Origin of the sequence: Streptomyces sp. NPDC086787, assembly GCF_044745865.1 — a bacterium.
Taxonomy (GTDB): domain Bacteria; phylum Actinomycetota; class Actinomycetes; order Streptomycetales; family Streptomycetaceae; genus Streptomyces.
The window spans coordinates 198,788-224,602 of record NZ_JBIVBC010000008.1; the positions used below are offsets into that span (position 1 = coordinate 198,788).

Here is a 25,815-nt window from a genome sequence, read left to right on the forward strand (position 1 = left end):
CGGGCGGAGTCTCCGTGACGGTCACCCCGGCGCGGCCCCGCGGCACACCCGCCGGAGGCCGTCCGGAGGCGAGGACACGCCCGCGCGCCCCCGGGGCACTTCCGTCCACACCGACCGGGCGACGCGCCCCTCCCGGCCGCCCTGACGGCCGCGCTGCGGGCGGCGGAGTGCCACGACAGTGCCGATGCCCCTGGCGTGCGACCGCCGGGCCCGGTCCGGGGCGGTCAGTCCGCCCGGGTCCACAGCTCCGTGATGCCGACGCCCAGTTCCGACAGCAGGCGGCGTACGAGGGGCAGGCTGATGCCGATCACGTTGCCGTGGTCGCCCTCGATGCCCTCGATGAACGGGGCCGAACGGCCGTCCAGGGTGAACGCGCCGGCGACGTGCAGCGGCTCGCCCGAGGCGACGTAGGCGGCGACCTCGTCGTCCGTCGGCTCGCCGAAACGTACGACGGTGGACGCGAGACCGGCCACGAACCGGTTGTTCGCCGTGTCCCAGACGCAGTGCCCCGTCTGGAGCGTGCCCGCCCGCCCGCGCATCGACTTCCAGCGTGCGGTGGCCTCCTCGGCGTCCGCGGGCTTGCCCAGCGCCCGGCCGTCCAGGTCGAGCACCGAGTCGCAGCCGATCACCAGCGCGCCGTGCACCTCCGGCCGCGCCGCCACGACGGAGGCCTTCGCCTCGGCCAGGGCGAGCGCCAGTTCGGCGGGCGTGGGCGCGCTGATCGCGTCCTCGTCGACGCCACTGACGATCACCTCGGGGTCGAGCCCGGCCTGCCGGAGAAGGCCGAGCCGGGCGGGGGACTGGGAGGCGAGCACGAGTCGCCTGCGTGGCGTAGCAGTCATGCCGTCAGGTTAGCCAGGCGCCGCCGCCGGGCTCACCTCAGGCCGATCACCAGCATGATCAGCACCATGGCCAGCGCCATGAGGAGACCGAGCCGCCGCAGCATCTCCTGCATGTCCCGCAGTTCTTTGGGCGGCTCGTCCTCGGGGTCTGACCACAGCATGGCACCAGCGTGCCGCCTGGCGGCGGGCGTCGGCCTGAGTACGCGTACTCAAATCGGAACCCCGGCTCCTACTTCGGCGCGAGGCTCCCCGTGCTTCCTGGACGCACTCTCCGGACGGGCTTTCCTAGCCCGGCCAGTACGTGCGGCTCCACGCCGCCGGACCCGGCGGACGGGTCCGCCGGGCCGCGATGCGCGACGGGTCGGACCACGCGTCCCGCGGGCCCGGGGCGCCGGGCGGCGTGGTGGACGCCGCCGCGGCGCGGGCTCGGACCACCGCCAGGGCGGCGGCCAGCTCCTCCGGGGTCGGATTGCCCCGTACGACCTTGATCGTCATGACGTTTCCCAGTCGCTCAGAGGGGGATGTTGCCGTGCTTCTTCGGAGGCAGGGATTCCCGCTTCGTACGCAGCTGACGCAGCCCCCGGACGATGTGGCGGCGGGTGTCGGACGGCATGATCACCGCGTCGACGTAACCGCGCTCGGCCGCGACGTAGGGGTTGAGGAGGGCGTCCTCGTACTCCCGCATCAGCCGCGCCCGGGTCGCCTCGCCCTCGCCGGCCGCCTCCGCCTCGGCGATGGTGCGGCGGTGCAGGATGTTGACGGCACCCTGCGCGCCCATGACCGCGATCTGGGCGGTCGGCCAGGCCAGGTTGAGGTCGGCGCCCAGGTGCTTGGAGCCCATCACGTCGTACGCCCCGCCGAACGCCTTCCGCGTGATCACGGTGATCAGCGGGACGGTCGCCTCGGCGTACGCGTAGATCAGCTTGGCGCCGCGCCGGATGATGCCGTCGTGCTCCTGGTCGACACCGGGCAGGAAGCCCGGCACGTCCACGAAGGTGATCACCGGCACGTTGAAGGCGTCGCAGGTGCGCACGAAGCGCGCGGCCTTCTCGCTCGCCTTGATGTCCAGACAGCCCGCGAACTGCATCGGCTGGTTGGCGACGATGCCGACGGGGTGGCCCTCCACCCGGCCGAAGCCGGTGACGATGTTCGGCGAGAACAGCGCCTGCGTCTCGAAGAACTCGAAGTCGTCCAGCACGTGTTCGATGACCGTGTGGATGTCGTACGGCTGGTTGGCGCTGTCCGGCACCAGCGTGTCCAGCTCGCGGTCCTCGTCCGTGATGTCGAGGTCCGCCTCCTCCGCGAAGACCGGGGGCTCGCTGAGGTTGTTGGACGGCAGGTACGACAGCAGCTGCTTGACGTACTCGATGGCGTCCTTCTCGTCGCCCGCCATGTGGTGGGCCACACCGGACACCGAGTTGTGGGTGCGCGCGCCGCCCAGCTCCTCGAAGCCGACGTCCTCGCCGGTGACCGTCTTGATGACGTCGGGGCCGGTGATGAACATGTGCGAGGTCTGGTCGACCATCACCGTGAAGTCGGTGATGGCGGGGGAGTAGACCGCGCCGCCCGCGCAGGGGCCGACGACCAGGCTGATCTGCGGGATGACACCGGAGGCGTGGGTGTTGCGGCGGAAGATCTCGCCGTATGCCCCGAGGGAGGCCACACCCTCCTGGATCCGGGCGCCACCGGAGTCGTTGATGCCGATGACCGGGCAGCCGGTCTTCAGCGCGAAGTCCATCACCTTGACGATCTTCTGCCCGTACACCTCGCCGAGCGCACCGCCGAAGACGGTGAAGTCCTGGGAGAAGACGGCGACCGGACGGCCGTCCACGGTGCCGTACCCGGTGACGACGCCGTCGCCGTAGGGGCGGTTCTTCTCCAGGCCGAAGTTGGTGGACCGGTGCCGGGCGAACTCGTCCAGCTCGACGAAGGAACCCTCGTCGAGCAGCAGGTCGATCCGCTCACGGGCCGTCAACTTGCCCTTGGCGTGCTGCTTCTCGACGGCACGCTCCGAGCCGGCGTGCGTCGCTTCCTGGATACGGCGCTGGAGGTCCGCGAGTTTGCCCGCGGTCGTGTGGATGTCGCGCTCTTGACGCTCTTGACGCTCTTCCGGCTCGGACATCGGGATGCGGCTCCCTGCCTGCTCAAAAGGGGGGACGGTTACTCATCCGTAGCGTAGTGGCGGCCCTACCGTTCGGCAGTGCGGTGTTTGCCACACCTAGGGTGGCTTGCATGACGCCGCGAGATGCATCAGACGCGAACAGCAACCGGTGGTCCGACCTGAACCGTCCGCCGCTCAGCGCCGCCGCGCTGCGCCGTGGGCTGATCCGGGAGGACGGCCTGTGGACCGAGGTGGACGTGGTGCAGCGCACCGGTTCCACCAACAGCGACCTGGTCGCGCGGGCCACGGCGGGCGAGGCCGCCGAGGGCGCGGTGCTCGTCGCCGAGGAGCAGACCGCCGGCCGGGGCCGCCTGGACCGTCAGTGGACGGCACCGCCCCGCTCCGGCCTCTTCTTCTCGGTGCTGCTCACCCCGGCCGGGGTGCCGGTGGACCGCTGGGGCTGGCTGCCGCTGCTCACCGGCGTGGCGGTGGCGACCGGCCTGGCACGCGCGGCGGGCGTCGACACGGCACTCAAGTGGCCCAACGACCTGCTGGTGACCGTCGGTGACGAGGAGCGCAAGACCGGCGGCATCCTCGCGGAGCGGGCGGGCGAGGACAGTGTGGTCGTGGGCGTCGGTATCAACGTCACCCTGGGCGCGGACGAGCTGCCGGTGCCGCAGGCGGGTTCGTTGGCGCTGGCCGGGGCCACGACCACCGACCGTGACCCGCTGCTGCGCGCCGTCCTGCGCTCCCTGGAGGACTGGTACACCCGCTGGCGCGAGGCCGGGGGCGACCCGGCGGCCAGCGGACTCCAGGACACCTACGCGGCGGGCTGCGCGACGCTCGGCCGGATCGTCCGCGCGGAGCTCCCGGGCGACCGCTCGATCGTCGGCGAGGCCGTGGCGGTCGACGGCGACGGCCGCCTGGTCCTGGCCACGGAGGAGGGCGTCCAGGAGCCGGTGGGCGCGGGCGACATCGTGCACCTGCGACCTGCCTGAACGCATCCCCGGGACCCGGGGACGGCCGCTTGAGCGTGCCCGCACCGGCGTCGCGAGCCCGCCCGCACCGGCCACCAGCGCGGTCGGTCCACCTGCCGGAGTGAGCTGGCGCACACCTGCCGTAGAGTTGAGGCCGGTCGATACGTGGCCGCGGCAGATCGGAAGGGCAGCAGGCGTGACCGTCGACGACACGGGCTCCGGCGAGGGCGCGGACGCCGCCGACTCCGGCGAGGACCCGCTCGCGCTGCGCCTGGAGACGCTGATCCTGGGTGCCGAGCGCCGCTACACCCCGTTCCAGGCGGCCCGCAGCGCCGGTGTCTCCATGGAGCTGGCCTCACGCTTCTGGCGGGCCATGGGCTTCGCCGACATCGGCCAGGCCAAGGCCCTCACCGAGGCCGACGTGCTGGCCCTGCGCCGCCTCGCCGGTCTGGTCGAGGCGGGGCTGCTCAGCGAGGCCATGGCGGTGCAGGTGGCCCGGTCCACCGGGCAGACCACCGCCCGTCTGGCCGAGTGGCAGTTCGACTCCTTCCTGGAGGGGCTGACCGAGCCGCCCGAGCCGGGCATGACGCGCACCGAGGTGACGTACCCGATCGTCGAACTGCTCCTGCCCGAGCTGGAGGAGTTCCTGGTCTACGTCTGGCGCCGCCAGCTCGCCGCCTCGGCGGGCCGGGTGGTGCAGGGGGCCGACGACGAGGAGATGGTCGACCGGCGCCTCGCGGTCGGCTTCGCCGACCTGGTCGGGTTCACGCGGCTGACCCGCCGTATGGAGGAGGAGGAACTCGGCGAGCTGGTCGAGGCCTTCGAGACCACCGCCGCCGACCTGGTGGCCGCGCGTGGCGGCCGGCTCATCAAGACGCTCGGCGACGAGGTGCTGTACGCCGCCGACGACGCGGGTACGGCCGCGGAGATCGCCCTGCGGCTCATCGAGACGATGGCGAACGACGAGACGATGCCGGAGCTGCGCGTCGGCATGGCGCTCGGCACGGTGACCACGCGGATGGGCGACGTCTTCGGCACGACGGTGAACCTGGCCTCCCGCCTCACCTCGATAGCGCCGCGCGACGCGGTGCTCGTGGACGCCGCCTTCGCCGAGGAACTGATCCGTACCGGCGAGGCCCCCGCCTCCGAGGCGGAGGCGGCCGAGGCCGCGGCCACCGCCGAGAAGGAGGGCGAGGAGCCGCCGACGTACCGCTTCGCCCTCCAGCCGATGTGGCAGCGCCCGGTCCGCGGCCTCGGCGTGATCGAACCGTGGCTGCTCACCCGCCGGGACGGCTCGCCGACCCCCTCATAGGCCCCGCTCCGAGCCGTTCACGCACAGGCCGATGACGGGGACGCACAGCTCCGGGTACGTCGGCTCCGGGTCCGGTGTGCCCTGGCTCGGGGGCTTGGCGGGTGTGTGGGTGGATCCGGGTGCGGACCCGGGCGTGGTGGTGGACCCGGGGGCGGAGTGCGCGGGTGCAGGGGTCGTGGGTGTACGGGTGTGAGTGCGGGGCGGCCCCGCGACACCGGTCGTGGCGCCGGGCAGGGGTGCGGGGTGCGGGACGGGGGCGGTCGCCCTCGGAGCGGGGGCTCGGCCCGGGCCCGGGGCAGGGGCCGGGGCCACTCCGCCCATGACGACGGTGGCCGAGGGCCGGGCCGTCGGCACGCTCTCGGCGGCGACAGGGGTGTGCGCCGCCGACCGGGTGGGGCCGTCGCCCGGATCCGGGCGGGGCTCCGCCTCCGCCTCTGCGGTGCCCGGGGCGGAGGTCCCGGACTCGGGCACGACCCGCAGCAGGCCGAGGAGCCCGGCGGCCAGCGCGAGCCCCCCGGCGGCGTACAACGGCCTGCGCGAGCGGGGCCTGCGGTGACGGCCGCGCTGGACGGGCGGTGCGGCGACCGTGGGCCCGTCCCTGAACGTTTCCGCGGTGTTCGTCATCGTCGTCCCTCCCCGCTGCCCCCGATGGCCCGTGGCGGAGCGCACGCTATGCGGTCCGGTGGGCGCCGGGGCGGCTGTCGGGCGGGATGTCACCCGAACGGGGACAGCCGAACCGGCCCTTTCCCTGGCCGGGCCGGGCTGCCATGATCGGGGCGACAGGAAGTTAACCCGCGTTAACACATCGACCGGAGGGTCTCATGGCGGAGGAGCGGTTCGGGGAGTTCGTGCTGGTACGGCGGCACGGGCATGTCGCGGAGCTGGTACTGGACCGGCCCAAGGCGATGAACGCCGTCTCCACCGCGATGGCCCGCTCCATCGCAGGTGCCTGCGAGGCGCTGGCCGCCGACCGGGACGCGCGGGTCGTGGTCGTGACGTCCACGCACGAGCGGGCGTTCTGTGTCGGCGCGGACCTCAAGGAACGCAACTCCTTCTCCGACGCGGACCTGGTGCGCCAGCGGCCGGTGGCCCGGGGCGCGTACACCGGGATCCTGGAGCTGCCCATGCCGACCATCGCCGCGGTGCACGGCTTCGCGCTGGGCGGCGGCTTCGAACTGGCGCTGTCCTGCGACCTGATCGTGGCCGACGCGACCGCCGTGGTGGGGCTGCCCGAGGTGTCCGTCGGGGTGCTCCCGGGCGGCGGCGGCACCCAGCTGCTGCCCCGGCGGGTCGGGGCGGCCCGCGCGGCCGAACTGATCTTCTCCGCCCGCCGGGTGGAGGCCGCCGAGGCGCTCGCGCTCGGGCTCGTGGACCAGCTGGCGGAGGAGGGTCACGACCGGGACGAGGCACTGGCGCTGGCCGCCGGGATCGCCGCGAACTCCCCGGTCGGCCTGCGGGCGGCGAAGCGTGCCCTGCGGCTCGGGCACGGGCTGGATCTGGGGGCCGGGCTGGAGGTCGAGGACGCGGCCTGGCGGTCGGTGGCGTTCTCGGGGGACCGGGCCGAGGGCGTCGCGGCCTTCAACGAGAAGCGCAAGCCGCAGTGGCCGGGGGAGTGACCACTGCGGACCGTCCACCTGTTCGCCGTATCAATGTCCCGGTTCACACCGAACCTCCCTAACCTGGAGTGATGGGTGGTGAGGACGAGCGGCTCGCGGCGGTCGTGGCGCTGGCGCAGGGGATGGCGGCGGCGCACACCCCGCGTGACTCATGGCGTGCCGCCGCGCTCGGCGCGTGCCGCGCGCTGGACGGGAGTTTCGCCGCCCTGTCGGTTTGGGAGCGGGACCTCGGCCGGCTGCGGGTCCTGGTGAACGTGGGGGAGCGGGCCCCGGACGAGGAGGAGTTCCCGGAGTCCGAGGCCTACCCCGTGCACCAGTTCCCGGAGATCACCGAGTTCCTGCACGAGCGGTGGGCGGGCGGCGGCGGGCCCAACGCCTGGGTGGAGACCGCCGACGGCGGCGCGGCGGGCCGACGCAACTACTTCCACCAGCGGGTCGCCGCCCTGCGCCGCCGCGGCCGGGGCTCCTGTGTCGTCGCCCCGATCGTGCTGCACGGCCGCGCCTGGGGCGAGGTGTATGTCGCCCGGCGGGCCGGTGCCGCGGCCTTCGGCCGGGCCGACGCGGACTTCGCCACCGTACTGGCGGCCGTCGTCGCCGCCGGGATCGCGCAGACCGAGCGGCTTGAGGAGGCCGAGCGGCTGGCGTACACCGACGCACTCACCGGCCTCGCCAACCGGCGCGCGGTGGACGTACGCCTGGACGAGGCCATCGAACTGCACCGCAGGGAGGGCGTCGTGGTGAGCCTCGTCGTCTGCGACCTGAACGGCCTCAAGAACGTCAACGACACCTGCGGGCACGCCGTCGGCGACCGTCTGCTGGAGCGCTTCGGCTCGGTGCTGTCGCTGTGCGGCGCGATGCTGCCCGGGGCGCTGGCGGCTCGTCTGGGCGGCGACGAGTTCTGTCTGCTCGTGGTCGGGCCGCCCGCGGACGACGTGGTCGGGGCCGCGGACGAACTGTGCCGGCGCGCGGCCGCGCTGGAGCCGGGCGAGGGCGTCGCGTGCGGTGTGGCCTCCACGGCGGAGGCCATCGGGCCGGTGCGTTCCGCGCGGCGGCTGTTCCGGCTGGCCGATGCCGCGCAGTACCGTGCCAAGGCGGTACGTGCCGACCGGCCGGTGGTGGCGGGCCGAGAGGGGCCCGGCGACCCGGTCGTACGACTCGCCGACGCGCCGCCGCCCGAGCAGGCCGAACGGCGCAGCTTCCGGGGGCGCTCCCGGGGAGGCCGAAGCGGGTAAGGGGCAGTCCCGTTCCCCACTAGTGACACCATCGCATTCAATGCGTACGCTCCTGAATATGGATATGCACACTGTGGTGGTGGGGACGTCCGGAGTCACGGCGTCCGACGTTCTCGCCGTGGCGCGCGGCGGCGCCCGCATCGAGCTGGCGGCGGAGGCGGTGGCGGCCCTCGCGGCGGCCCGCGAGATCGTGGACGCGCTCGCGGCCAAGCCGGAACCGGTCTACGGCGTGAGCACCGGCTTCGGCGCGCTCGCCACCCGGCACATCAGCCAGGAACTGCGCGCCCAGCTGCAGCGCAACATCGTCCGCTCGCACGCCGCCGGCATGGGACCGCGCGTCGAGCGTGAGGTCGTTCGGGCCCTGATGTTCCTGCGCCTGAAGACCGTCTGCTCCGGCCACACCGGTGTGCGCCCCGAGGTCGCCCAGACCATGGCCGACGTGCTGAACGCCGGGATCACCCCGGTCGTGCACGAGTACGGCTCCCTCGGCTGCTCCGGCGACCTGGCCCCGCTCTCGCACTGCGCCCTCACGCTCATGGGCGAGGGCGACGCCGAGGGCCCCGACGGGACGGTCCGCCCCGCCGGTGAACTCCTCGCCGAGCACGGCATCGCGCCCGTGGAACTGCGCGAGAAGGAGGGCCTCGCCCTCCTCAACGGCACCGACGGCATGCTCGGCATGCTCGTCATGGCCCTCGCCGACCTCGACACCCTCTACAAGAGCGCCGACATCACCGCGGCCCTCAGCCTGGAGGCGTTGCTCGGCACGGACAAGGTGCTCGCCCCCGAACTGCACGCCATCCGCCCGCACCCGGGCCAGGCCGCCTCCGCCGCCAACATGCTGGCCGTGCTCAAGGGTTCGCAGCTCACCGGCCACCACCAGGACGACGCGCCCCGCGTCCAGGACGCCTACTCGGTGCGCTGCGCCCCGCAGGTCGCCGGCGCCGGCCGCGACACCCTCGCGCACGCCCGCCTGGTCGCCGAGCGCGAGCTGGCCTCCGCCGTGGACAACCCGGTGGTGCTGCCCGACGGCCGCGTCGAGTCCAACGGCAACTTCCACGGCGCCCCGGTGGCCTACGTCCTCGACTTCCTCGCCATCGCCGCCGCCGACCTCGGCTCCATCGCCGAGCGCCGCACCGACCGACTGCTGGACAAGAACCGCAGCCACGGGCTGCCGCCGTTCCTCGCGGACGACGCGGGCGTGGACTCCGGGCTCATGATCGCCCAGTACACCCAGGCCGCCCTGGTCAGCGAGTTGAAGCGGCTCGCCGTACCCGCCTCCGCGGACTCCATCCCGTCCTCCGCGATGCAGGAGGACCATGTGTCCATGGGCTGGTCGGCCGCGCGCAAGCTGCGCACCTCCGTGGACAACCTGGCCCGGGTCATCGCCGTCGAGCTGTACGCGGCCACCCGCGCGATAGAGCTCCGCGAGGGCGTCACCCCGGCGCCCGCCTCGCAGGCGGTCATCGCGGCCGTACGGGCCGCCGGTGTCGAGGGCCCCGGCCCGGACCGGTTCCTGTCGCCCGACCTCGCGGCCGCCGACGCCTTCGTGCGCGCCGGCGCACTGGTCGCCGCCGCCGAGACGGTCACCGGTCCGCTCCGGTAGCCGTTACGGGGCCCCGGTACCCCCGGGGCCCCGAGGGAACGTCACTTCAGCCTGGCCAACCGGGGCTTGAGGGTGTTCCCGTGGCGGGTGACCTCGACGTCGAGCCGGTCAGAGACCCAGGCGCTCCCGGCGCACCGAGTACATGACGAAGCCCGCGCCCACGGAGAGGAAGACCGTGCCCCCGATGACCCAGGGGGTGGTGTCCGGGCTTCCGGTGTCGGCCAGTTGGGTGCCGTCCGCCGACCCCATCGCCGCCTCCGTGCCCGAGGCGGTCGCCTCGGACAGCGCACGCGCCTGCTGTGCGACCTGCGCCGCCGGGGTCCCCGCTCTCTCGGGGGCGTCCTGCGACGCGTTCGCGGACGGGACGAACCACAGGGCGCACAGAAGGGTCCCCGCGGCGGTGGCGGTCAGCAGCGGGCGGCGAGCGGATGACACGGAATATCGATCCCCTTGTGGTACTGGCGAATTGGCCGTGTGGGGCGATGTTAGTGAAAGGCGCGGGTCACGGGAAAGCCACCAGTGGATCGGGCCGTACGCTCCGGGCATGAGCACTCCAGAGACATCACGTTTTGTACGCCTACGGGTGGAGCTGGTCCTCGAAATCCATGACGAGGACGCGGTGACGAAGCGGGCGCTGCAGCGCCTGGCCGGTGACACCGACCTGCCGGACGAGGAGCGGACGCAGGCCGAAGCGGCTGTGACGGAAGACACCGCTGAGGCCCTCGCCTATCTCGTGGACCCGTTCGACCTGGTCAACGACGTGCCCGGGGTCGAGCTCCAGCAGGCCTCGTGGTCGAGTGAGCGGATCGACTACGACCCGGACTCGCCCGACTGGGACCTCGACGGGGATGATGGCGAGTACGGCGACGAAGACGACGCGGACGACAGGGATGGCATCGGCTGAGCGTCCTGGGGAACCCGTGACCCCGGGTGGCGGTTGCCGCCCGGGGTTTCGTCGTCCCGAGGGGCGCGCGGCGTGCTTCCGCACCACCGCTGCGTGAAGTGGCGTGGCCCACACATCGGGGCAGGTTGGAACGGGAAGCACCAACCGTGGCGTTCAACGTCCGACGGGGATTCTCGGTGTTTCGTGAACTCGGCAACAATGGAGAAGCGTGTGATGACGGACAGTAAGCGGCGCAAGGGTCTGATGGCCGCGTCCGCACTGCTCGGTGGTGTGCTGGTGCTCACGGCGTGCTCCGGCGGCGACGACAAGAGCGCCGGCGGTGGCGGTGGCGACACCTCACAGGCCAAGTCGGACGAGGCGGCCGCCAAGAAGTCGTCCGAGGCCCAGATCACGATCACGCCCAAGGACGGCTCGGACAACGCCTCCATCAACAACTCCGCCGCCGTCGCGGTCAGCAAGGGCACGCTCACCAACGTGACCATGACCACCGAGGCCGGCAAGACGGTCGAGGGCGCGCTGTCCGCCGACGGGAAGAGCTGGAAGCCGAACTCCCAGCTGGAGCGCTCCACCAACTACAAGGTCTCCGCGGAGGCCAAGGACGCCGCGGGCCTCGTCGCGCACGAGAACGCCTCGTTCAGCACGGTCTCCCGGGCCGGCAGCTTCATAGGCAACTTCACGCCGGAGGACGGCTCGACCGTCGGCGTCGGCATGCCCGTGTCGATCAGGTTCGACAAGGCGATCACCAACAAGGCCGCCGTGCAGAAGGGCATAACCGTCACCTCCAGCAGCGGCCAGGAGGTCGCGGGCCACTGGTTCAACGCGAACCGTCTCGACTTCCGCCCCGCGGCGTACTGGAAGGAGGGCTCGACCGTCACCCTGAAGCTCGCGCTCGACGGCGTCCAGGGCGCCTCAGGCATCACCGGCGTGCAGCAGAAGACGGTCACCTTCCACGTCGGCCGCAACCAGGTGTCGTACGTCGACGCGAAGACCAAGCAGATGAAGGTCACGCAGGACGGCAGGGTCGTCAAGACCATCCCGATCTCCGCCGGCTCGCCCGAGAACAAGACGTACCAGGGCACCATGGTGATGATGGAGAAGTTCAAGCAGACCCGCATGAACGGCGCGACCGTCGGCTTCACCGACGACGACGGCAAGGGCGAGTACGACATCAAGGACGTGCCGCACGCCATCCGCCTCACCAGCTCCGGCACCTTCCTGCACGGCAACTACTGGGGCGCGAAGTCCATCTTCGGCAGCGCGAACACCAGTCACGGCTGTGTGGGTCTGTCCGACACCAAGGGCGCGAACGACCCGAACACGCCGGCCGCCTGGATGTACAACAACTCGATCGTCGGTGACGTGGTGGTCGTCAGGAACACCGGCGACAAGACCGTGTCCCCGGACAACGGCTTCAGCGACTGGAACATGGACTGGGCGCAGTGGAAGGCCGGTTCGGCCGCCTGAGCGCACCTCCCGACCACGAGCACCGATGCCGCCCTCCGGGGCGGCATCGGCGTTTCCGGGCAGCATCAGGGCGGGTTCAGGGCACGTTCAGGGCTCATCGAGGCAAGCTCCACAGGCTTCTCATGGATCTCTAACTCCGGCCTTATCGAGTCATCACGGTCCGTCCCTAACTTGCGGCCATGTTCTTCACCTACCTGAGGCGCGAACTGCGCCGCCGCAGAAGGGCGGCCCTCGTCGTCGCCTCCGGCCTGGCGCTGGGCATCGCGCTGGTCATCGTGGTCAACTCCGTGTCCAACGGCATGGGGAAGGCCCAGGACAAGGTCCTCCAGTCGCTCTACGGCCTCGGTACGGACATGACCGTCACCAAGGCCGCCTCGTCGACGGGCGGCGCCGCGCGCGGGCCGAGCTTCCGGTTCGACGCGCAGGACAACGGCGACTCCAAGGCGCAGAGCAGCGACCGGGTCATGGTGCAGGGCTTCACCACGCTGGCCTCCTCCACGGTCGCCAAGGTCTCCTCGCAGCAGGGCGTCGCCGACGCGGTCGGCGGCCTGAGCCTGCGCGTGGTCAAGGTCAGCGGGCAGTTCACCCGGGGCCGGTTCCAGCAGCGGCAGAACGGCGGCGGCCGGGGCTTCGGCCAGGGCAACGGACAGCCGCAGGGCGAAGTGCGCGGCGGCGGCGCCGACTTCGACATCAACCAGTACTCGGTCTACGGCACCGACGTCACCAAGGCCGGGCTCGGACCGCTGACCTCGTCGAAGATCACCAGTGGCCGCACCTTCAAGTCCACCGAGACGGACGCCAAGGTCGTCGTCGCCGACTCGGCCTACGCCAGGACTAACAAGTACAAGGTCGGCAGCACCGTCACCGTCAAGGGCGTCAAGTACCAGGTGATCGGTATCGCCACCGCCGAGAGCGGTGACTCCGCCGCCAACCTGTACATGCCGCTCACGCAGGCGCAGACACTGGCCGGTGAGAAGGACAAGATCACCACGATCTACGTCCAGGCGACCGACTCGCAGCGGATCGGCTCGGTCAAGAGCGCCATCCAGAAGAACGTCTCCGGTACGACGGTCACCACCTCCGCCGACCTCGCCAAGACGGTGTCCGGATCCCTGTCCACCGCGTCCGGCCTCGCCACCAACGTCGGCAAGTGGCTGTCCGTCGCGGTGCTGGTGGCGGCCTTCCTGGTCGCCGGACTGCTCACCTCCTCCGCCGTCTCCCGGCGTGTGCGCGAGTTCGGCACGCTCAAGGCGCTGGGCTGGAAGTCGGGCCGGGTGACCCGGCAGGTGATCGGCGAGGCCGTCGTCAACGGCCTGGTCGGCGGCGCCCTCGGCATCACACTCGGCCTCGCGGGCGCCTACGTCGTCACCGCGATCAGCCCCGGCCTCCAGGCCCAGCTCGGTGGGGGCGGTGGCTTCGGCGGCGGGCCCGGCGGTGGCGGTGGCTTCGGCGGCCCCGGGCGGCAGGCGGCGAAGACCCTGGACGTCACCCTCACGGCGCCGGTCAGCGTGACGACGATCCTCCTCGCGGTGGGCCTGGCGGTGGCCGGCGGCCTGATCGCCGGCGCCTTCGGCGGCTGGCGCGCCTCCCGGCTGCGCCCGGCGGACGCCCTGCGCCGAGTGGAGTAGCGGCCGCCCCAACGCCCGCGGCGCGCACACCCCGAGAACACCCCAGGAGCCACCATGTACGAACTCAGAAACGTCACCAAGCGCTACACCCGAGGCAAGGACACCGTCCATGCCCTCGACGGCATAGACCTCACCATCGGCGACGGCGACCGCCTGGTCATCCAGGGCCCCACGGGCGGTGGCAAGTCCACGCTGCTCCAGATGCTCGGCGGCCTCGACCGCCCGAGCTCCGGGGAGGTCGTCCTCGACGGCACCGACCTGGCCACGCTGCCGGAGGCCAGGCTGACCGGGGTCCGCAGCGAGAGCATCGGATTCGTCTTCCAGTCCTTCAACCTGATCCCCACGCTCACCGCACGGGAGAACGTCGAGACCGCCCTGGTACCGCTCGGCGTGAAGGCGAAGGAGCGCCGCGAACGGGCCGCGGAGGCGCTCGCGTCGGTCGGTCTCGGCGAGCGGCTCGGCCACCTGCCGTCCGAGCTGTCCGGCGGCCAGCAGCAGCGCGTCGCCATCGCCCGCGCGCTGGTGAAGCAGCCCAAAGTGCTGCTCGCCGACGAACCCACCGGCAATCTCGACGAGAGCATGCGCGACGAGATCATGGAGGTCCTGGAACGCATGTGGAAGGAGCTGGGACTGACCTTCGTGATGGTCACCCACGACTCCGCGATCGCCAGGCGGGCGCCGCGCGTGGCGACCATCCGCAGGGGGCGGATCACCGTGACCGAGAACACGGGAGTGTAAGGCGCAAACCAGAGTGACGGAGCGCGAAACCCCCCGGCATACTGCGGGGTCCGGGGGTTGACGTGCACACGTACGAGGCTTCCCCCGGCCGGGTCGGCGAGGCGCTCGCCCGCCCGGTACTCCATCACCAGGGGGAGTTTTGCGCAGACAAGTGAAGAGAGCGGCCGCGGCCACCGTAGCCACCGCCGCAGCCGTCGCCCTCGCCGCAGGCATGACCAGCCCGGCGTCGGCGAAGCCCGAGCAGCGCACACCGGCCGCTGCCGCCACGTTCACGTCCAAGCACCGCATCACCCTGATCACCGGTGACCGGGTCACCGTCGACGCCAAGGGCCGGGTCGTCGGCCTGGAACGGGCCAGGGGACGCGAGCACATACCCTTCCAGCTCCGCAGGGCCGGCGGGCACACCCTCGTCGTCCCCGCCGACGCGGCCCGCCTGGTCGCCACCGGCAAGCTGGACCAGCGGCTGTTCGACGTCACCGAGCTGAACAAGGCCGCCAACCGCAGGTCCCAGAAGAACGGCCTCAAGGTCATCGTCGGCTACACCGGCGCCGCCACGGCAGCCAGGGCCGAGGTGCGCGACGCGGGCACGCTGCGCCGCAGCCTGAAGTCCCTCAACGCGGACGCGGTGCAGACTCCGGTCAAGGAGACCCCGGAGCTGTGGCAGGCGCTCACCGACGGGAACCGGGCCGCCTCCGGCATCGCGCACGTCTGGCTCGACGGCGTGCGCAGGGCCAGCCTCGACAAGTCCGTGCCGCAGATCGGCGCCCCCCAGGCGTGGGCGGCCGGCTACACGGGCAAGGGCGTCAGGATCGCCGTACTGGACACGGGCGTCGACGCCACGCACCCGGACCTCAAGGACCAGGTGATCGAGTCCAAGAACTTCACCACCGCCGCCGACGCCACCGACCACTTCGGCCACGGCACGCACGTGGCGTCCATCGCGGCGGGTACAGGCGCCGCCTCTCCCGCGGGGGCCGCCGCCAAGTACCGGGGCGTCGCACCCGACGCGAAGATCCTCAACGGCAAGGTCCTGGACGACAGCGGCTCCGGTGACGACTCCGGCATCATCGCCGGCATGGAGTGGGCGGTCCAGCAGGGCGCCTCCGTCATCAACCTCAGCCTGGGCGCCTACGACACACCCGAGATCGACCCGCTCGAGGCCGAGGTCAACAAGCTGTCCGCGGAGAAGGGCGTCCTGTTCGCGATCGCCGCGGGCAACGACGGTCCCCAGTCGGTCGGTTCGCCGGGCAGCGCGGACGCCGCGCTCACCGTCGGCGCCGTCGACGACAAGGACGAGCTCGCCTCCTTCTCCTCGACCGGGCCGCGCACCGGTGACGGCGCCATCAAGCCGGACGTGACCGCGCCCGGCGTGGACATCACCGCCGCCGCGGCCAAGGGCAGCGTCATCGACCAGGAGGTCGGCGAGAAGCCCGCCGGCTACCTCACCATCTCCGGCACCTCGATGGCGACCCCGCATGTCGCGGGCGCCGCCGCGATCCTGAAGCAGGAACACCCCGACTGGGGCTACGCCGAGCTCAAGGCGGCCCTGACCGGATCCGCCAAGGGCGGCAAGTACACGCCGTTCGAGCAGGGCTCCGGCCGGATCGCCGTCGACAAGGCCATCAGGCAGTCCGTGATCGCCGAGCCGGTGTCGCTGAGCTTCGGCACCCAGCAGTGGCCGCACACCGACGACACCCCGGTCGCCAAGCAGCTGACGTACCGGAACCTGGGCACCGAGGACGTCACGCTCGACCTGGCACTCACCACGGCCAACCCCGCCGGCCAGGCCGCTCCGGCGGGCTTCTTCGAGCTCGCCGCGTCCAAGGTGACCGTCCCGGCGGGGGGCAGGGCCTCCGTCGGCATCACCGTCGACACCAGACTCGGCGGCACCACCGACGGCGACTACTCCGCGTACGTGACCGCGACCGGCGGCGGACAGACCGTCCGCACGGCCGCCGCGGTGCAGCGCGAGGTCCGGTCGTACGACGTCACCCTCAGGTTCACCGGACGCGACGGCAAGCCGGCCAAGTACTACGGCGCCGACCTGACCGGAGTCTCGGGCCTGGCCGGGGGCAAGGACTTCGCACCCTCGAACGACGGCTCCGGCACGGTGAAGGTGCGCGTGCCCACCGGTGCCTACATCCTCAACAGCGCGGTGTTCGGGGACCCGGTGGACGCCTCCAAGGGCATCGACTGGCTCATGCGGCCCAGGCTGACCGTCGACCGCAACCAGACGGTCACGCTGGACGCGCGCAAGGCCAAGCCGGTGAGCATCAGCGTCCCCGACAAGGCCGCCAAGCCGCAGTTCGCCTCCGCGGAGACCGATGTGACGGCGGGCGGCCAGACCTACGGCCTCGGCTGGATGCTCGACTCGTACAGCAACTTCCGCACGGCCGGCTTCGGCCCGCAGGGCGCCGCTGGGTCGGTGTACCAGCAGTGGGACATGCACTGGACCAAGGGCGGCAAGGAGCAGTACGACACCGCGTTCGGCGTCAAGGGCAGGCAGTTCGCCACCGGCTTCACCAAGCACTACAAGGCGAGCGAACTGGCCACGGTCAAGGTGAACCTGGGCGCGGGGGCCCACGGCAAGAAGGGCTCGGTCGGCGCGTTCGGCTATCTGCCCGGCAGCTCCGGCGGCTCGGGAGTCTCCGTCCCGCAGTCGCTCCCCGCGACCCGCGTCCTGCACCTGTCGACGCCGGCCGGCGTGAAGTGGGGTCTCGAGTTCGAGCAGGACTCCGGGGTGGACCCGGACGGCTTCCCGATCACCGAGGCGTCGTACACGCTCGGCGACCCGCAGACCTTCGCGGCGCGCAGGACGTACACGAAGACGTTCAACACGGCGGTCTTCGGCCCGCATCTGAACAAGAACTACGGCCTGTTCCGCAACGGCAACGAGATCTCCGGCGCCGTCCCACTGTTCGCCGACGCGAGCGGACACGCCGGCTGGTCGAACTTCACCTCGGTGACCACCGCCCTGTACCGCAACGGCGTCAAGGTCGGCTCCAACACCGACCCGCTGTTCGGCGACGGGACGTTCAAGGTCCCGGCCGGTAACGCCGAGTACAGACTGACCACCTCCGTCAGGCGGAGCGTCACGGTGGCCGCGGCCTCCACCCGCATCGACGCGAGCTGGACCTTCCACTCGAAGAAGCCGTCCGGCCGGAACCCGGCCAGGCTGCCCGCCTCCACCGCACGGTTCAACGCCAAAACGGGCCTGGACAACCGCGTCGCCGCCGGTAGGACGGTCACCGTCCCGGTCACCGTCGAGGGCGCGGCCGCGGGCCGCAACCTGAAGTCGCTGGCGGTGTGGGTGTCGTACGACAACGGCCACACCTGGAAGAAGACCGTCGTCCGGGGCGGAAAGATCACCGTCAGGAACCCGGCGAAGGGGAAGGCCATCTCCTTCCACGCCAAGATCACCGACAAGCAGGGCAACAAGTCGACGATCTCGATCTACAACGCGTACTACGCCAAGTAGTCCGTGAGCCGTCCATGACGGCGGGGGCGTGCCGGGATTCCCGGCACGCCCCTTTCATGTCGTCTCACGTCGTTCGCGCGACGGCGGACGCGTCCCGGCCCCAACTGGCCAGCAGCCGCAACCCGTCCGCCGACGGGGAACCAGGCTCCGCGTGATAGGTGACCAGGGACTGGTCGTTGTCGCCCGTCATGCGGAACGACTCGAAGTTCAGGGACAGCTCGCCCACCAGCGGATGGCGCAGCCGCTTCACCCCGAAGGTCTTCTCCTTGACGTCATGGGTCGCCCACAGCCGACGGAACTCCTGGCTCTTCACCGACAGCTCACCGACCAGGGCGGACAGCCGAGGGTCGTCGGGATGGCAGCCCGCGTCCATCCGCAGCGCGCACACGATGTCGATCGCCTTCTGCTCCCAGTCCACGAACAGCTCGCGGTACTCCGGCTTCAGGAACACCAGCCGCGCCCAGTTGCGCTCCGTGACCGGCAGCTCCGCCCAGTCACCGAAGAGCGCCGCCGCCATCCGGTTCCACGCGAGGATCTCCGCCCGCTGCCCCACGACGTACGCCGGCACGCCGTCCAGCGTGTCCAGCAACTGCCGCAGCGATCCACGCACCTGCTGCTGCCGCGGCGCCGCCTTCCTCTTGTGCTGCTTGCCCTTGGCGAGGTGGGTCAGATGCGCGTGCTCGGCGTCCGTCAGCCTGAGCGCGCGGGAGATCGCGTCCAGCACCTCCGCCGACATGTTCTGCCCGTTGCCCTGCTCCAGCCGCGTGTAGTACGCGACGGACACCCCGGCCAGCTGCGCCAGCTCCTCGCGCCGCAGACCGGGCACCCGGCGGTGCCGTCCGAAGTCGGGCAGCCCCACGTCCTCCGGCTTCAGCCGGGCCCGCCTGCTGCGCAGGAACTCGCTCAGCTCGGCGCGCCGGTCCAGGGGCGGTGCGGCGGATTCGGGCAGTTCGTCCATACGTCCAGTATTCACGGTCGTACGCGGGGGAGCCTGACCCTCCCAGTGGTAGGACCGGCGAACGTACGCAAAGGCGTGGACTGGGTGATGCCACGGGAGTGATGCAGGGTGGATGTGTACCGGTCGGAAGGCGGCCGGACGCAGGACCCCCGCTAGGAGCACCGCCATGACCACTGTTGCCGCGTATGCCGCGCTCACCGCGAAGGCCCCGCTGGAGCGGACCACGATCGAGCGGCGTCCGGTCGGCGAGTTCGACGTACTGATCGACATCAAGTTCGCCGGCATCTGCCACTCCGACATCCACCAGGCCCGCGAGGGCTGGGGCACGGCGATCTTCCCGATGGTGCCCGGCCACGAGATCGCGGGCATCGTCACCGAGGTCGGCCCGGGCGTCACCAAGTACCGGGTCGGCGACCGCGTCGGCGTCGGCTGCATGGTCGACTCCTGCCGCGAGTGCGACAACTGCAAGGCCGGCCTTGAGCAGTACTGCGTGAAGATGCCGATCTGGACCTACAACGCCGTCGGCAAGGACGGCGAACCCACCTACGGCGGCTACTCCGAGAACATCGTCGTCGACGAGAACTACGTCGTCCGGATCCCCGACGGCCTCTCCCTGGACGTGGCCGCACCCCTGCTGTGCGCCGGCATCACCACCTACTCCCCGCTGCACCACTGGAACGCCGGCCCCGGCAAGAAGGTCGCCGTGGTGGGTCTCGGCGGTCTCGGTCACATGGGCGTCAAGATCGCGCACGCGCTCGGCGCGGAGGTCACGGTCCTCTCGCAGTCCCTGCGCAAGAAGGACGACGGCCTGCGGCTGGGCGCCGACCACTACTACGCCACCAGCGACCCGAAGACCTTCGAGGACCTCAAGGGCACCTTCGACATCATCCTCAACACGGTCTCCGCGCCCCTCGACTTCGACGCCTACCTCTCGCTGCTGCGCACCGACGGCGCCCTGGTCAACGTGGGCATCCCGGAGGAGCCGGTGCACGTCCTGCTCTCCTCGGTCTTCGGCAACCGCCGCACCCTGAGCAGCTCCGGCATCGGCGGCATCCAGGAGACCCAGGAGATGCTCGACTTCTGCGCCGAGCACCAGCTGGGCGCCGAGATCGAACTGATCGGCGCCGACCAGATCAACGAGGCCTACGAGCGCGTCACGGCGAGCGACGTCCGCTACCGCTTCGTGATCGACGCCGCGACGATCTGACCCGCGGCGATCCGACCCGCGGCGACCGGGCCCGGCCAGGGCCCGTCGCCCGGACCCTCCCCCTCCGGCCCGGGTCAGCTGTGCAGGGTCGCCGGGCTGCCGCCGTTCGCCTCGTAGCCCGCGACCGCCAGGGCGCGGTAGACGGCGAACTCCGCGGCCGGGTCGGCCGACAGGGTCCAGGGCAGGGCGCCCACATGACCGTCGACGTGTATCAACTGGTCCATGGCCTCCGCCCAGCGCTCGGAGCGCACCAGGAAGAAGACCAGCAGATGGCGCACGTGCGCCGACATCGGATCGTCGGGGCGGGCCGAGTGCACCGCGTGCAGCGCGCCGTGCACCGCCCGGGTCACCACCTCGCTGCGGTAGAAACCGCTGACCAGGTTCACCTCGGGAAGATGGTCGAAGACCGCGAAGAGGGGCAGTGCGGCGAGCAGGGAGCCCCGCTGCGCGCGCGCAGCGGCGGCCTCGCTGAAGGAGTAGGCCAGCTCGCGCGAGCCGTGCCACTTCTCGCTCCAGTAGGGCAGGGCCGCCAGATGGGCGCCCATGTGGGCGGGGGCCCGGTCCAGGATCTTCAGCCAGAGCTGCTCGAACTCCGGTCGCGGACAGGCCAGTCCACGGGCCGCCGACAGTTCGACGATGTACGGGACCGGGTCGCCGGGAGCGAGCAGCGCGGCCTGCGCGCAGGCGTCCCGGGCCTCCTCCATGATGATCCGGAACTCGTCCGTGCCCGGCGTCGACGTGCGCCACGCCTGCTGCACCAGGAACTCGGCGTGCACGGCGGCGCCGCCCGCGTCCTTGGGCTGCTCGGCCCGCCACACCCGCAGCCACTGCCCGCCCGGGGTCTCGCTGACCCCGCCGGGCCGCCGCTGGAGCTCCAGCGCGGCCGCGCCCGCGAAGGCCTGCACCCGCTGCCAGCGCAGCTCGCCCTCCGCCTCGGTGCCGGCCAGCAGCTGGGCCGCCGCCCGGTAGTCCTGGGTGCGCTGCACCAGGTCGAGGACATCCAGCAGATCCTGGTCGGGGCCGGGCATCCGGACGTCCAGCTCCTCCTCGCGCGCGAAGCCGTAGGCGGCCGGGTCCGCCGCGTCCGGGTGGTTGGGCGAGACCTGCTCGATCATTCCGCGCCTGCGCCGCAGGTACGGGAGCAGGGCGAAGCTGATCAGGAGCAGCGCCATCAGGATCCAGAGAATTGCCATGGCTCAAGCGAACCAGACACCGCCGACAAATGGCCAACGTGCCCGCCCCGCCTGTGGACAACTCTCCGGTACACCACCACACCTCCGGGCGCATTACGCTCGGTGCCCATGAGCGACAGGCATATCAGTCAGCACTTCGAGACCCTTGCGATCCACGCGGGCAACACCGCCGACCCCCTCACGGGCGCGGTCGTCCCGCCGATCTACCAGGTGTCCACCTACAAGCAGGACGGCGTGGGAGGTCTGCGCGGCGGCTACGAGTACAGCCGCAGCGCCAACCCGACCAGGACCGCCCTCGAAGAGAACCTCGCCGCCCTGGAGGGCGGCAGCCGCGGTCTCGCGTTCGCGTCGGGACTGGCGGCCGAGGACACCCTGCTGCGTACGCTGCTCAGCCCCGGCGACCACGTGGTCATCCCGAACGACGCGTACGGCGGCACGTTCCGTCTGTTCGCCAAGGTGGTGTCCCGGTGGGGTGTGGAGTGGTCCGTCGCCGACACCAGCGACCCGGTGGCCGTACGGGACGCCATCACCCCGAGGACCAAGGCCGTCTGGGTGGAGACCCCGTCCAACCCGCTGCTCGGCATCACCGACATCGCCGCCGTGGCCCAGGTCGCCCATGACGCGGGCGCCCGGCTCGTCGTCGACAACACCTTCGCGACGCCCTATCTCCAGCAGCCGCTCTCGCTCGGCGCGGACGTCGTCGTGCACTCCCTGACCAAGTACATGGGCGGCCACTCGGACGTGGTCGGCGGCGCGCTGATCGTGTCCGACCAGGCCCTGGGCGAGGAGCTCGTCTACCACCAGAACGCGATGGGCGCGGTCGCCGGCCCCTTCGACTCCTGGCTGGTGCTGCGCGGCACCAAGACCCTCGCGGTGCGCATGGACCGGCACAGCGAGAACGCCACGAAGATCGCCGACATGCTCACCCGGCACCCGCGCGTGACGCGTGTGCTGTACCCGGGTCTGCCGGAGCACGCCGGGCACGAGGTCGCCGCCAAGCAGATGAAGGCGTTCGGCGGCATGGTCTCCTTCCAGGTCGAGGGCGGCGAGGAGGCGGCCGTGGCGGTGTGCGACCGCGCCCAGGTCTTCACGCTCGGTGAGTCCCTCGGCGGCGTCGAGTCCCTGATCGAGCACCCGGGCCGGATGACGCACGCCTCCGCGGCCGGTTCCGCCCTGGAGGTCCCCGCCGACCTCGTCCGTCTGTCGGTGGGCATCGAGAACGTCGACGACCTCCTGGCGGACCTCCAGCAGGCGCTGGGCTAGCCGCCGCTGTCCGGAGCTACCAGTGGGTCAGTGGTGGAGTCGTCTGGGAAGGCGGCTCCACCCAGGGGTGGGCCGTCGCGGCCCACACCGTGAAGGCCACGGCCGCGGCGCACAGCAGCAGCCACATCAGTCGGCGCGCGGTGGTCCGGTGCCGCAGTATGCGGCCTCCGCGGCGCACGGCCTCCGGATACAGGTCGGGGGGTACCGCCGGCGGAACCTGCTCAAGGATCCGCCGTACGGCCGCCTCGCGCTCGGCCCGGTTCATCCGAACCCCGCAGGGGTCAGGGCGTGGGCCGCGCGCTCGCAGATCACCCGGACCCGTTCCTCCGGTAGGCCGAGCAGCGCCGCCGCCTGCTCCTCGGCGACCCCCTCGTACAACCGCAGAACGAGGATCAGGCGTTCCCTGGGGGTGAGGGCGGCCAGAGCGCCGGCCGGATGCGGTCGGGCGCGCCCGAGGCCGCCGTACCGGTGCCACGCCTCGCGCGCGAAGCGTGTGGCGAGGTACTGGCGGGCGAGGTCGTACGGGTCCTCGCCGCGCAGCCGGTCCCAGCGCGCGTACGTGTGGGCGAGGGCATGGGTCAGCAGCCTCCGCGCGCGTGGGTTGTCGTCCGCCGCCTCCGCCGTGAGCAGGGTGGCGGTGTGCAGCAGCCGGCCCGCCGCGCCGGCGACGAACGCCTCGAACTCCCTGGCCCGGCGGGCTTCGCCGGACGCCTGCGGTTCTCGCACCGCGCCTCCCGCTGTGGGTCGGGCTCAGGAGGCCGGCGGGGTTTCCGGCGTGGGCACGCCCTGAACCGCCATACGGGCGGAGAGCGCGGTGTTGAACCGGGAAAGGAGCGCGCAGAACTCCTCGCGCTCCCGCGGTGCCCAGTCTGCCGTCAGCTCGGCCATCAACTGCCGCCTGGACGAGCGTACTTCCGCCAGCCGGGACAGCCCGCGCGGGGACAGCTGGAGCACCACCGCCCGGCCGTCCTCGGGGTGCGAGGTCCGCTTGACGAGCCCGGTGTCGACCAGCGGAGCCACCTGCCGGGTCACCGTCGACGAGTCGATCCCCATGCTCGCGGCGAGTGCCTTGACGCCCATCGGCCCCTCGTTGTCGAGGCGGTTGAGCAGCAGATACGCGGCGCGGTCCATGGTGTTGCGCACCTGTCCTACACCGCCGAGCCGGGTCTGTTCGGCACGGCGGGCGAATACCGCCACCTCGTGCTGGAGCGTGTCGAGGAGACCGCTGTCACCAACGATTGTCATGTCCATCGACATTTCGGGTGTTGTGGGCATGGCCGGAGGCTCGCTTCATGATGGATGCGGGGTTGCTTGGGTTGGGGGACAGGGTACGCGGCCCGGGCGCAGACCGTACCGGCGCTGCGCGAACCGGTCTCGATGGTTGGTCACCCCGACTGTGTGCGACGGCGAACTGCGAGACTTGAGTCATGAGCTACAGCACGGCCCACTCTCTGCGGTCCGTCACTCTCGACGACGTACGCGGCGCCCAGAAGATGCTCATGGGTGTGGCGCGGGTGACCGCGATGGAGAGCAGCAGGCATCTGTCGCAGCTGGTCGGCGCACCGGTCCACTTCAAGTGCGAGAACCTCCAGCGGACCGGTTCGTTCAAGCTCCGGGGCGCGTACATCCGGATCGCCGGCCTGCTGCCCGAGGAACGCGCCGCCGGCGTCGTCGCGGCGAGCGCCGGCAACCACGCGCAGGGCGTGGCACTCGCCTCCGCGCTGCTCGGGGTGCGCGCCACCGTCTTCATGCCCAAGGGCGCCCCGCTGCCGAAGGTCAGCGCCACCCGCGACTACGGCGCACAGGTGCGCCTGCACGGCCAGGTGGTCGACGAGACGCTGGCCGCCGCCCAGGAGTACGCGGAGCACACCGGCGCGGTCTTCATCCACCCCTTCGACCACCCCGACATCATCGCCGGCCAGGGCACGGTCGGCCTGGAGATCCTCGAGCAGTGCCCGGAGGTCGGCACGATCCTCGTGGGTATCGGCGGCGGAGGGCTCGCGGCCGGTATCGCGGTCGCCGTGAAGGCGCTCAGGCCCGATGTGCGGATCGTCGGCGTGCAGGCGGCGGGCGCCGCCGCCTACCCGCCCTCACTGGACGCCGGGCGCCCGGTCACGCTAGCCAACCCGACGACGATGGCCGACGGCATCAAGGTGGGCCGGCCCGGCGTGGTGCCCTTCGGGATCGTCCGGGAACTGCTCGACGAGGTCCGCACGGTCACCGAGGACCAGCTGTCGGCGGCGCTGCTGCTCTGCCTGGAGCGGGCCAAGCTCGTCGTCGAGCCGGCCGGCGCCAGCCCGGTCGCCGCACTGCTGGGCGACCCGGGTCCGCTCCCCGGGCCGGTGGTCGCGGTGCTCTCCGGTGGCAATGTCGACCCGGTGCTGCTCCAGCGGGTCCTCCGGCACGGTATGACCGCCCAGGGCCGCTACCTGGCCGTACGGCTGCGGCTGACGGACCGGCCGGGCGCCCTCGCGACGCTGCTCGGGGTGCTGTCGGCGGCCGACGCCAACGTCCTCGACGTGAGCCATGTACGGACCGACCCGCGCCTCGGGCTCACGGAGGTCGAGGTGGAGCTCCACCTGGAGACGAGGGGCCCGGCGCACTGCACCGAGCTCGGGCACGCCCTGCGAGAGGCGGGCTACACGGTGCTCGACTGACCGGCCCCGCGCAGGAGGCCGGGACGACAGGCCGGGACGACAGAGCCCCCGGTGTCACGCGATCACGTGACTGCCGGGGGCGCGTCGGGGAGACGTCGGCGGATCAGCCCGAGTACGGCTCGGCCTTCAGGATCCGCACCGAGGCCTTCTTGCCGTTGGGCAGCTCGTACTCCGCGTCCTCGCCGACCTTGTGGCCGATCACGCCGGAACCCAGCGGGGACTGCGGGGAGTAGGTCTCGATGTCCGAGCTCGCGTACTCGCGTGAGGCGAGCAGGAACGTCAGGGTGTCGTCCTCGTCGCCGTCGAAGGCGATCGTCACCACCATGCCGGGCGCCACCGCGCCGTCCGTGGACGCCGGGGCCTCGCCGACCTTGGCGTTCTCCAGGAGCTGGGTCAGCTGGCGTACTCGGAGCTCCTGCTTGCCCTGCTCCTCCTTGGCCGCGTGGTACCCGCCGTTCTCGCGCAGGTCGCCCTCCTCGCGCGCGGCCGCGATCTTGGCGGCGATGTCCGTGCGCGCAGGACCAGACAGGTACTCCAGCTCGGCCTTCAGCTGGTTGTACGCCTCCTGGGTCAGCCAGGTGACGTTCTCGCTGGTCTGGGTCACAGGTGCTCCTCGTAGGTACTGGGAATACAAAGCATCGC

Annotated in this window: 25 protein-coding genes; 13 read left to right on the forward strand and 12 right to left on the reverse strand. The window is 71.7% G+C overall.

From position 1 onward, the window contains the following. Nucleotides 1–224: 224 nt before the first annotated feature. The 4 genes from ACIPK3_RS21015 to ACIPK3_RS21030 all read right to left on the reverse strand — a co-directional run bounded on the left by ACIPK3_RS21015 (nt 225) and on the right by ACIPK3_RS21030 (nt 2,964). A complete protein-coding gene (locus ACIPK3_RS21015; protein ID WP_402571710.1) occupies nt 225–842 on the reverse strand; it encodes a Maf family protein in 618 nt (205 codons plus the stop codon). A 32-nt stretch (nt 843–874) separates the two neighbouring features. Then, nucleotides 875–1,003, reverse strand: coding sequence for a morphogenic membrane protein MmpB (mmpB, locus tag ACIPK3_RS21020; protein ID WP_402571712.1), 129 nt, complete (start codon nt 1,001–1,003; stop codon nt 875–877). A 124-nt stretch (nt 1,004–1,127) separates the two neighbouring features. Then, complete coding sequence (locus ACIPK3_RS21025) at nt 1,128–1,337, reverse strand: acyl-CoA carboxylase epsilon subunit (RefSeq protein WP_402571714.1); 210 nt, start codon at nt 1,335–1,337, stop codon at nt 1,128–1,130. A 16-nt stretch (nt 1,338–1,353) separates the two neighbouring features. After that, complete coding sequence (locus ACIPK3_RS21030) at nt 1,354–2,964, reverse strand: acyl-CoA carboxylase subunit beta (protein ID WP_402571716.1); 1,611 nt, start codon at nt 2,962–2,964, stop codon at nt 1,354–1,356. A gap of 110 nt (nt 2,965–3,074) precedes the next feature. Here ACIPK3_RS21030 and ACIPK3_RS21035 point away from each other — a divergent pair, with 110 nt between their 5' ends. Continuing rightward, entirely contained in the window at nt 3,075–3,941 is an 867-nt protein-coding gene (locus tag ACIPK3_RS21035) for a biotin--[acetyl-CoA-carboxylase] ligase (RefSeq protein ID WP_402571717.1), read from the forward strand. A gap of 175 nt (nt 3,942–4,116) precedes the next feature. After that, entirely contained in the window at nt 4,117–5,232 is a 1,116-nt protein-coding gene (locus ACIPK3_RS21040) for an adenylate/guanylate cyclase domain-containing protein (protein WP_402571719.1), read from the forward strand. On the opposite strand, the gene ACIPK3_RS21045 is transcribed toward ACIPK3_RS21040, so the two are convergent. Beyond that, nucleotides 5,227–5,856, reverse strand: a complete 630-nt coding sequence (locus ACIPK3_RS21045) for a hypothetical protein (protein WP_402571721.1) — start codon at nt 5,854–5,856, stop codon at nt 5,227–5,229. The genes ACIPK3_RS21040 and ACIPK3_RS21045 overlap by 6 nt on opposite strands. A gap of 197 nt (nt 5,857–6,053) precedes the next feature. On the opposite strand from ACIPK3_RS21045, the gene ACIPK3_RS21050 reads away from it, so the two are divergent. The 3 genes from ACIPK3_RS21050 to hutH all read left to right on the forward strand — a co-directional run bounded on the left by ACIPK3_RS21050 (nt 6,054) and on the right by hutH (nt 9,683). Further along, entirely contained in the window at nt 6,054–6,848 is a 795-nt protein-coding gene (locus tag ACIPK3_RS21050; RefSeq protein ID WP_402571723.1) for an enoyl-CoA hydratase/isomerase family protein, read from the forward strand. Nucleotides 6,849–6,919: 71 nt separating this feature from the next. After that, nucleotides 6,920–8,080 (forward strand): diguanylate cyclase domain-containing protein, encoded by a 1,161-nt coding sequence (locus ACIPK3_RS21055; RefSeq protein WP_402571725.1) that lies wholly within the window; start codon nt 6,920–6,922, stop codon nt 8,078–8,080. Between the two features lie 64 nt (nt 8,081–8,144). After that, nucleotides 8,145–9,683, forward strand: a complete 1,539-nt coding sequence (hutH, locus tag ACIPK3_RS21060; RefSeq protein ID WP_402571877.1) for a histidine ammonia-lyase — start codon at nt 8,145–8,147, stop codon at nt 9,681–9,683. A gap of 108 nt (nt 9,684–9,791) precedes the next feature. On the opposite strand, the gene ACIPK3_RS21065 is transcribed toward hutH, so the two are convergent. Next, entirely contained in the window at nt 9,792–10,118 is a 327-nt protein-coding gene (locus tag ACIPK3_RS21065; RefSeq protein ID WP_402571727.1) for a hypothetical protein, read from the reverse strand. 109 nt (nt 10,119–10,227) lie between these two features. Between ACIPK3_RS21065 and ACIPK3_RS21070 the strand changes: the two genes are divergently transcribed. The 5 genes from ACIPK3_RS21070 (at nt 10,228) to ACIPK3_RS21090 (ending at nt 17,895) form a co-directional block, all read left to right on the forward strand. After that, nucleotides 10,228–10,587 carry a hypothetical protein gene (locus ACIPK3_RS21070; RefSeq protein WP_402571729.1) on the forward strand — a complete coding sequence of 120 codons (360 nt, stop codon included), beginning with the start codon at nt 10,228–10,230 and terminating at the stop codon, nt 10,585–10,587. A 198-nt stretch (nt 10,588–10,785) separates the two neighbouring features. Continuing rightward, entirely contained in the window at nt 10,786–12,051 is a 1,266-nt protein-coding gene (locus ACIPK3_RS21075; RefSeq protein ID WP_402571731.1) for an Ig-like domain-containing protein, read from the forward strand. A 179-nt stretch (nt 12,052–12,230) separates the two neighbouring features. Then, nucleotides 12,231–13,679 (forward strand): ABC transporter permease, encoded by a 1,449-nt coding sequence (locus ACIPK3_RS21080; protein WP_402571733.1) that lies wholly within the window; start codon nt 12,231–12,233, stop codon nt 13,677–13,679. A 54-nt stretch (nt 13,680–13,733) separates the two neighbouring features. After that, nucleotides 13,734–14,417: an ABC transporter ATP-binding protein gene (locus ACIPK3_RS21085; RefSeq protein ID WP_402571734.1), complete on the forward strand. Its 684-nt coding sequence runs from the start codon at nt 13,734–13,736 to the stop codon at nt 14,415–14,417. A gap of 151 nt (nt 14,418–14,568) precedes the next feature. After that, on the forward strand, nt 14,569–17,895 hold the full coding sequence (locus ACIPK3_RS21090) for a S8 family peptidase (RefSeq protein WP_402571736.1): 3,327 nt from the start codon (nt 14,569–14,571) through the stop codon (nt 17,893–17,895). Between the two features lie 64 nt (nt 17,896–17,959). On the opposite strand, the gene ACIPK3_RS21095 is transcribed toward ACIPK3_RS21090, so the two are convergent. Continuing rightward, complete coding sequence (locus ACIPK3_RS21095; protein WP_402571737.1) at nt 17,960–18,853, reverse strand: helix-turn-helix domain-containing protein; 894 nt, start codon at nt 18,851–18,853, stop codon at nt 17,960–17,962. A 166-nt stretch (nt 18,854–19,019) separates the two neighbouring features. On the opposite strand from ACIPK3_RS21095, the gene ACIPK3_RS21100 reads away from it, so the two are divergent. Then, nucleotides 19,020–20,060: an NAD(P)-dependent alcohol dehydrogenase gene (locus tag ACIPK3_RS21100; protein WP_402571739.1), complete on the forward strand. Its 1,041-nt coding sequence runs from the start codon at nt 19,020–19,022 to the stop codon at nt 20,058–20,060. A gap of 74 nt (nt 20,061–20,134) precedes the next feature. Here the strand turns inward: ACIPK3_RS21100 and ACIPK3_RS21105 are convergent, their stop codons facing one another. Next, nucleotides 20,135–21,253, reverse strand: a complete 1,119-nt coding sequence (locus ACIPK3_RS21105; RefSeq protein ID WP_402571741.1) for a hypothetical protein — start codon at nt 21,251–21,253, stop codon at nt 20,135–20,137. Nucleotides 21,254–21,361: 108 nt separating this feature from the next. On the opposite strand from ACIPK3_RS21105, the gene ACIPK3_RS21110 reads away from it, so the two are divergent. Beyond that, the gene (locus ACIPK3_RS21110; protein WP_402571743.1) at nt 21,362–22,516 is read left to right on the forward strand and encodes a cystathionine gamma-synthase; all 1,155 of its coding nucleotides are present in this window, start codon (nt 21,362–21,364) and stop codon (nt 22,514–22,516) included. 16 nt (nt 22,517–22,532) lie between these two features. Here ACIPK3_RS21110 and ACIPK3_RS21115 read toward each other — a convergent pair whose 3' ends face one another. From ACIPK3_RS21115 to ACIPK3_RS21125, 3 genes are read right to left on the reverse strand one after another with little or no spacing between them, the layout of a single operon-like run. Next, the gene (locus tag ACIPK3_RS21115) at nt 22,533–22,781 is read right to left on the reverse strand and encodes a hypothetical protein (RefSeq protein WP_402571744.1); all 249 of its coding nucleotides are present in this window, start codon (nt 22,779–22,781) and stop codon (nt 22,533–22,535) included. Then, nucleotides 22,778–23,242, reverse strand: a complete 465-nt coding sequence (locus ACIPK3_RS21120; protein WP_402571746.1) for a sigma factor-like helix-turn-helix DNA-binding protein — start codon at nt 23,240–23,242, stop codon at nt 22,778–22,780. The genes ACIPK3_RS21115 and ACIPK3_RS21120 overlap by 4 nt, the downstream gene beginning before the upstream one ends. A 24-nt stretch (nt 23,243–23,266) precedes the next feature. Further along, nucleotides 23,267–23,773 carry a MarR family winged helix-turn-helix transcriptional regulator gene (locus ACIPK3_RS21125; RefSeq protein ID WP_402571878.1) on the reverse strand — a complete coding sequence of 169 codons (507 nt, stop codon included), beginning with the start codon at nt 23,771–23,773 and terminating at the stop codon, nt 23,267–23,269. Nucleotides 23,774–23,943: 170 nt separating this feature from the next. Between ACIPK3_RS21125 and ilvA the strand changes: the two genes are divergently transcribed. Further along, nucleotides 23,944–25,173, forward strand: a complete 1,230-nt coding sequence (gene ilvA / locus ACIPK3_RS21130) for a threonine ammonia-lyase (protein WP_402571748.1) — start codon at nt 23,944–23,946, stop codon at nt 25,171–25,173. A gap of 103 nt (nt 25,174–25,276) precedes the next feature. Here the strand turns inward: ilvA and greA are convergent, their stop codons facing one another. Continuing rightward, nucleotides 25,277–25,777, reverse strand: coding sequence for a transcription elongation factor GreA (gene greA, locus ACIPK3_RS21135; protein ID WP_402571750.1), 501 nt, complete (start codon nt 25,775–25,777; stop codon nt 25,277–25,279). Nucleotides 25,778–25,815: the final 38 nt, after the last annotated feature.

Excerpts from the sequence above, each read along its gene's own strand:
- ACIPK3_RS21015 (WP_402571710.1), bottom strand. The coding sequence starts at position 842 with ATGACTGCTACGCCACGCAGGCGACTCGTGCTCGCCTCCCAGTCCCCC.
- mmpB (WP_402571712.1), bottom strand. The coding sequence starts at position 1,003 with ATGCTGTGGTCAGACCCCGAGGACGAGCCGCCCAAAGAACTGCGGGAC.
- ACIPK3_RS21025 (WP_402571714.1), bottom strand. The coding sequence starts at position 1,337 with ATGACGATCAAGGTCGTACGGGGCAATCCGACCCCGGAGGAGCTGGCC.
- ACIPK3_RS21030 (WP_402571716.1), bottom strand. The coding sequence starts at position 2,964 with ATGTCCGAGCCGGAAGAGCGTCAAGAGCGTCAAGAGCGCGACATCCAC.
- ACIPK3_RS21035 (WP_402571717.1), top strand. The coding sequence starts at position 3,075 with ATGACGCCGCGAGATGCATCAGACGCGAACAGCAACCGGTGGTCCGAC.
- ACIPK3_RS21045 (WP_402571721.1), bottom strand. The coding sequence starts at position 5,856 with ATGACGAACACCGCGGAAACGTTCAGGGACGGGCCCACGGTCGCCGCA.
- ACIPK3_RS21050 (WP_402571723.1), top strand. The coding sequence starts at position 6,054 with ATGGCGGAGGAGCGGTTCGGGGAGTTCGTGCTGGTACGGCGGCACGGG.
- ACIPK3_RS21055 (WP_402571725.1), top strand. The coding sequence starts at position 6,920 with ATGGGTGGTGAGGACGAGCGGCTCGCGGCGGTCGTGGCGCTGGCGCAG.
- hutH (WP_402571877.1), top strand. The coding sequence starts at position 8,145 with ATGCACACTGTGGTGGTGGGGACGTCCGGAGTCACGGCGTCCGACGTT.
- ACIPK3_RS21070 (WP_402571729.1), top strand. The coding sequence starts at position 10,228 with ATGAGCACTCCAGAGACATCACGTTTTGTACGCCTACGGGTGGAGCTG.
- ACIPK3_RS21075 (WP_402571731.1), top strand. The coding sequence starts at position 10,786 with ATGGAGAAGCGTGTGATGACGGACAGTAAGCGGCGCAAGGGTCTGATG.
- ACIPK3_RS21080 (WP_402571733.1), top strand. The coding sequence starts at position 12,231 with ATGTTCTTCACCTACCTGAGGCGCGAACTGCGCCGCCGCAGAAGGGCG.
- ACIPK3_RS21085 (WP_402571734.1), top strand. The coding sequence starts at position 13,734 with ATGTACGAACTCAGAAACGTCACCAAGCGCTACACCCGAGGCAAGGAC.
- ACIPK3_RS21095 (WP_402571737.1), bottom strand. The coding sequence starts at position 18,853 with ATGGACGAACTGCCCGAATCCGCCGCACCGCCCCTGGACCGGCGCGCC.
- ACIPK3_RS21100 (WP_402571739.1), top strand. The coding sequence starts at position 19,020 with ATGACCACTGTTGCCGCGTATGCCGCGCTCACCGCGAAGGCCCCGCTG.
- ACIPK3_RS21105 (WP_402571741.1), bottom strand. The coding sequence starts at position 21,253 with ATGGCAATTCTCTGGATCCTGATGGCGCTGCTCCTGATCAGCTTCGCC.
- ACIPK3_RS21110 (WP_402571743.1), top strand. The coding sequence starts at position 21,362 with ATGAGCGACAGGCATATCAGTCAGCACTTCGAGACCCTTGCGATCCAC.
- ACIPK3_RS21115 (WP_402571744.1), bottom strand. The coding sequence starts at position 22,781 with ATGAACCGGGCCGAGCGCGAGGCGGCCGTACGGCGGATCCTTGAGCAG.
- ACIPK3_RS21125 (WP_402571878.1), bottom strand. The coding sequence starts at position 23,773 with ATGTCGATGGACATGACAATCGTTGGTGACAGCGGTCTCCTCGACACG.
- ilvA (WP_402571748.1), top strand. The coding sequence starts at position 23,944 with ATGAGCTACAGCACGGCCCACTCTCTGCGGTCCGTCACTCTCGACGAC.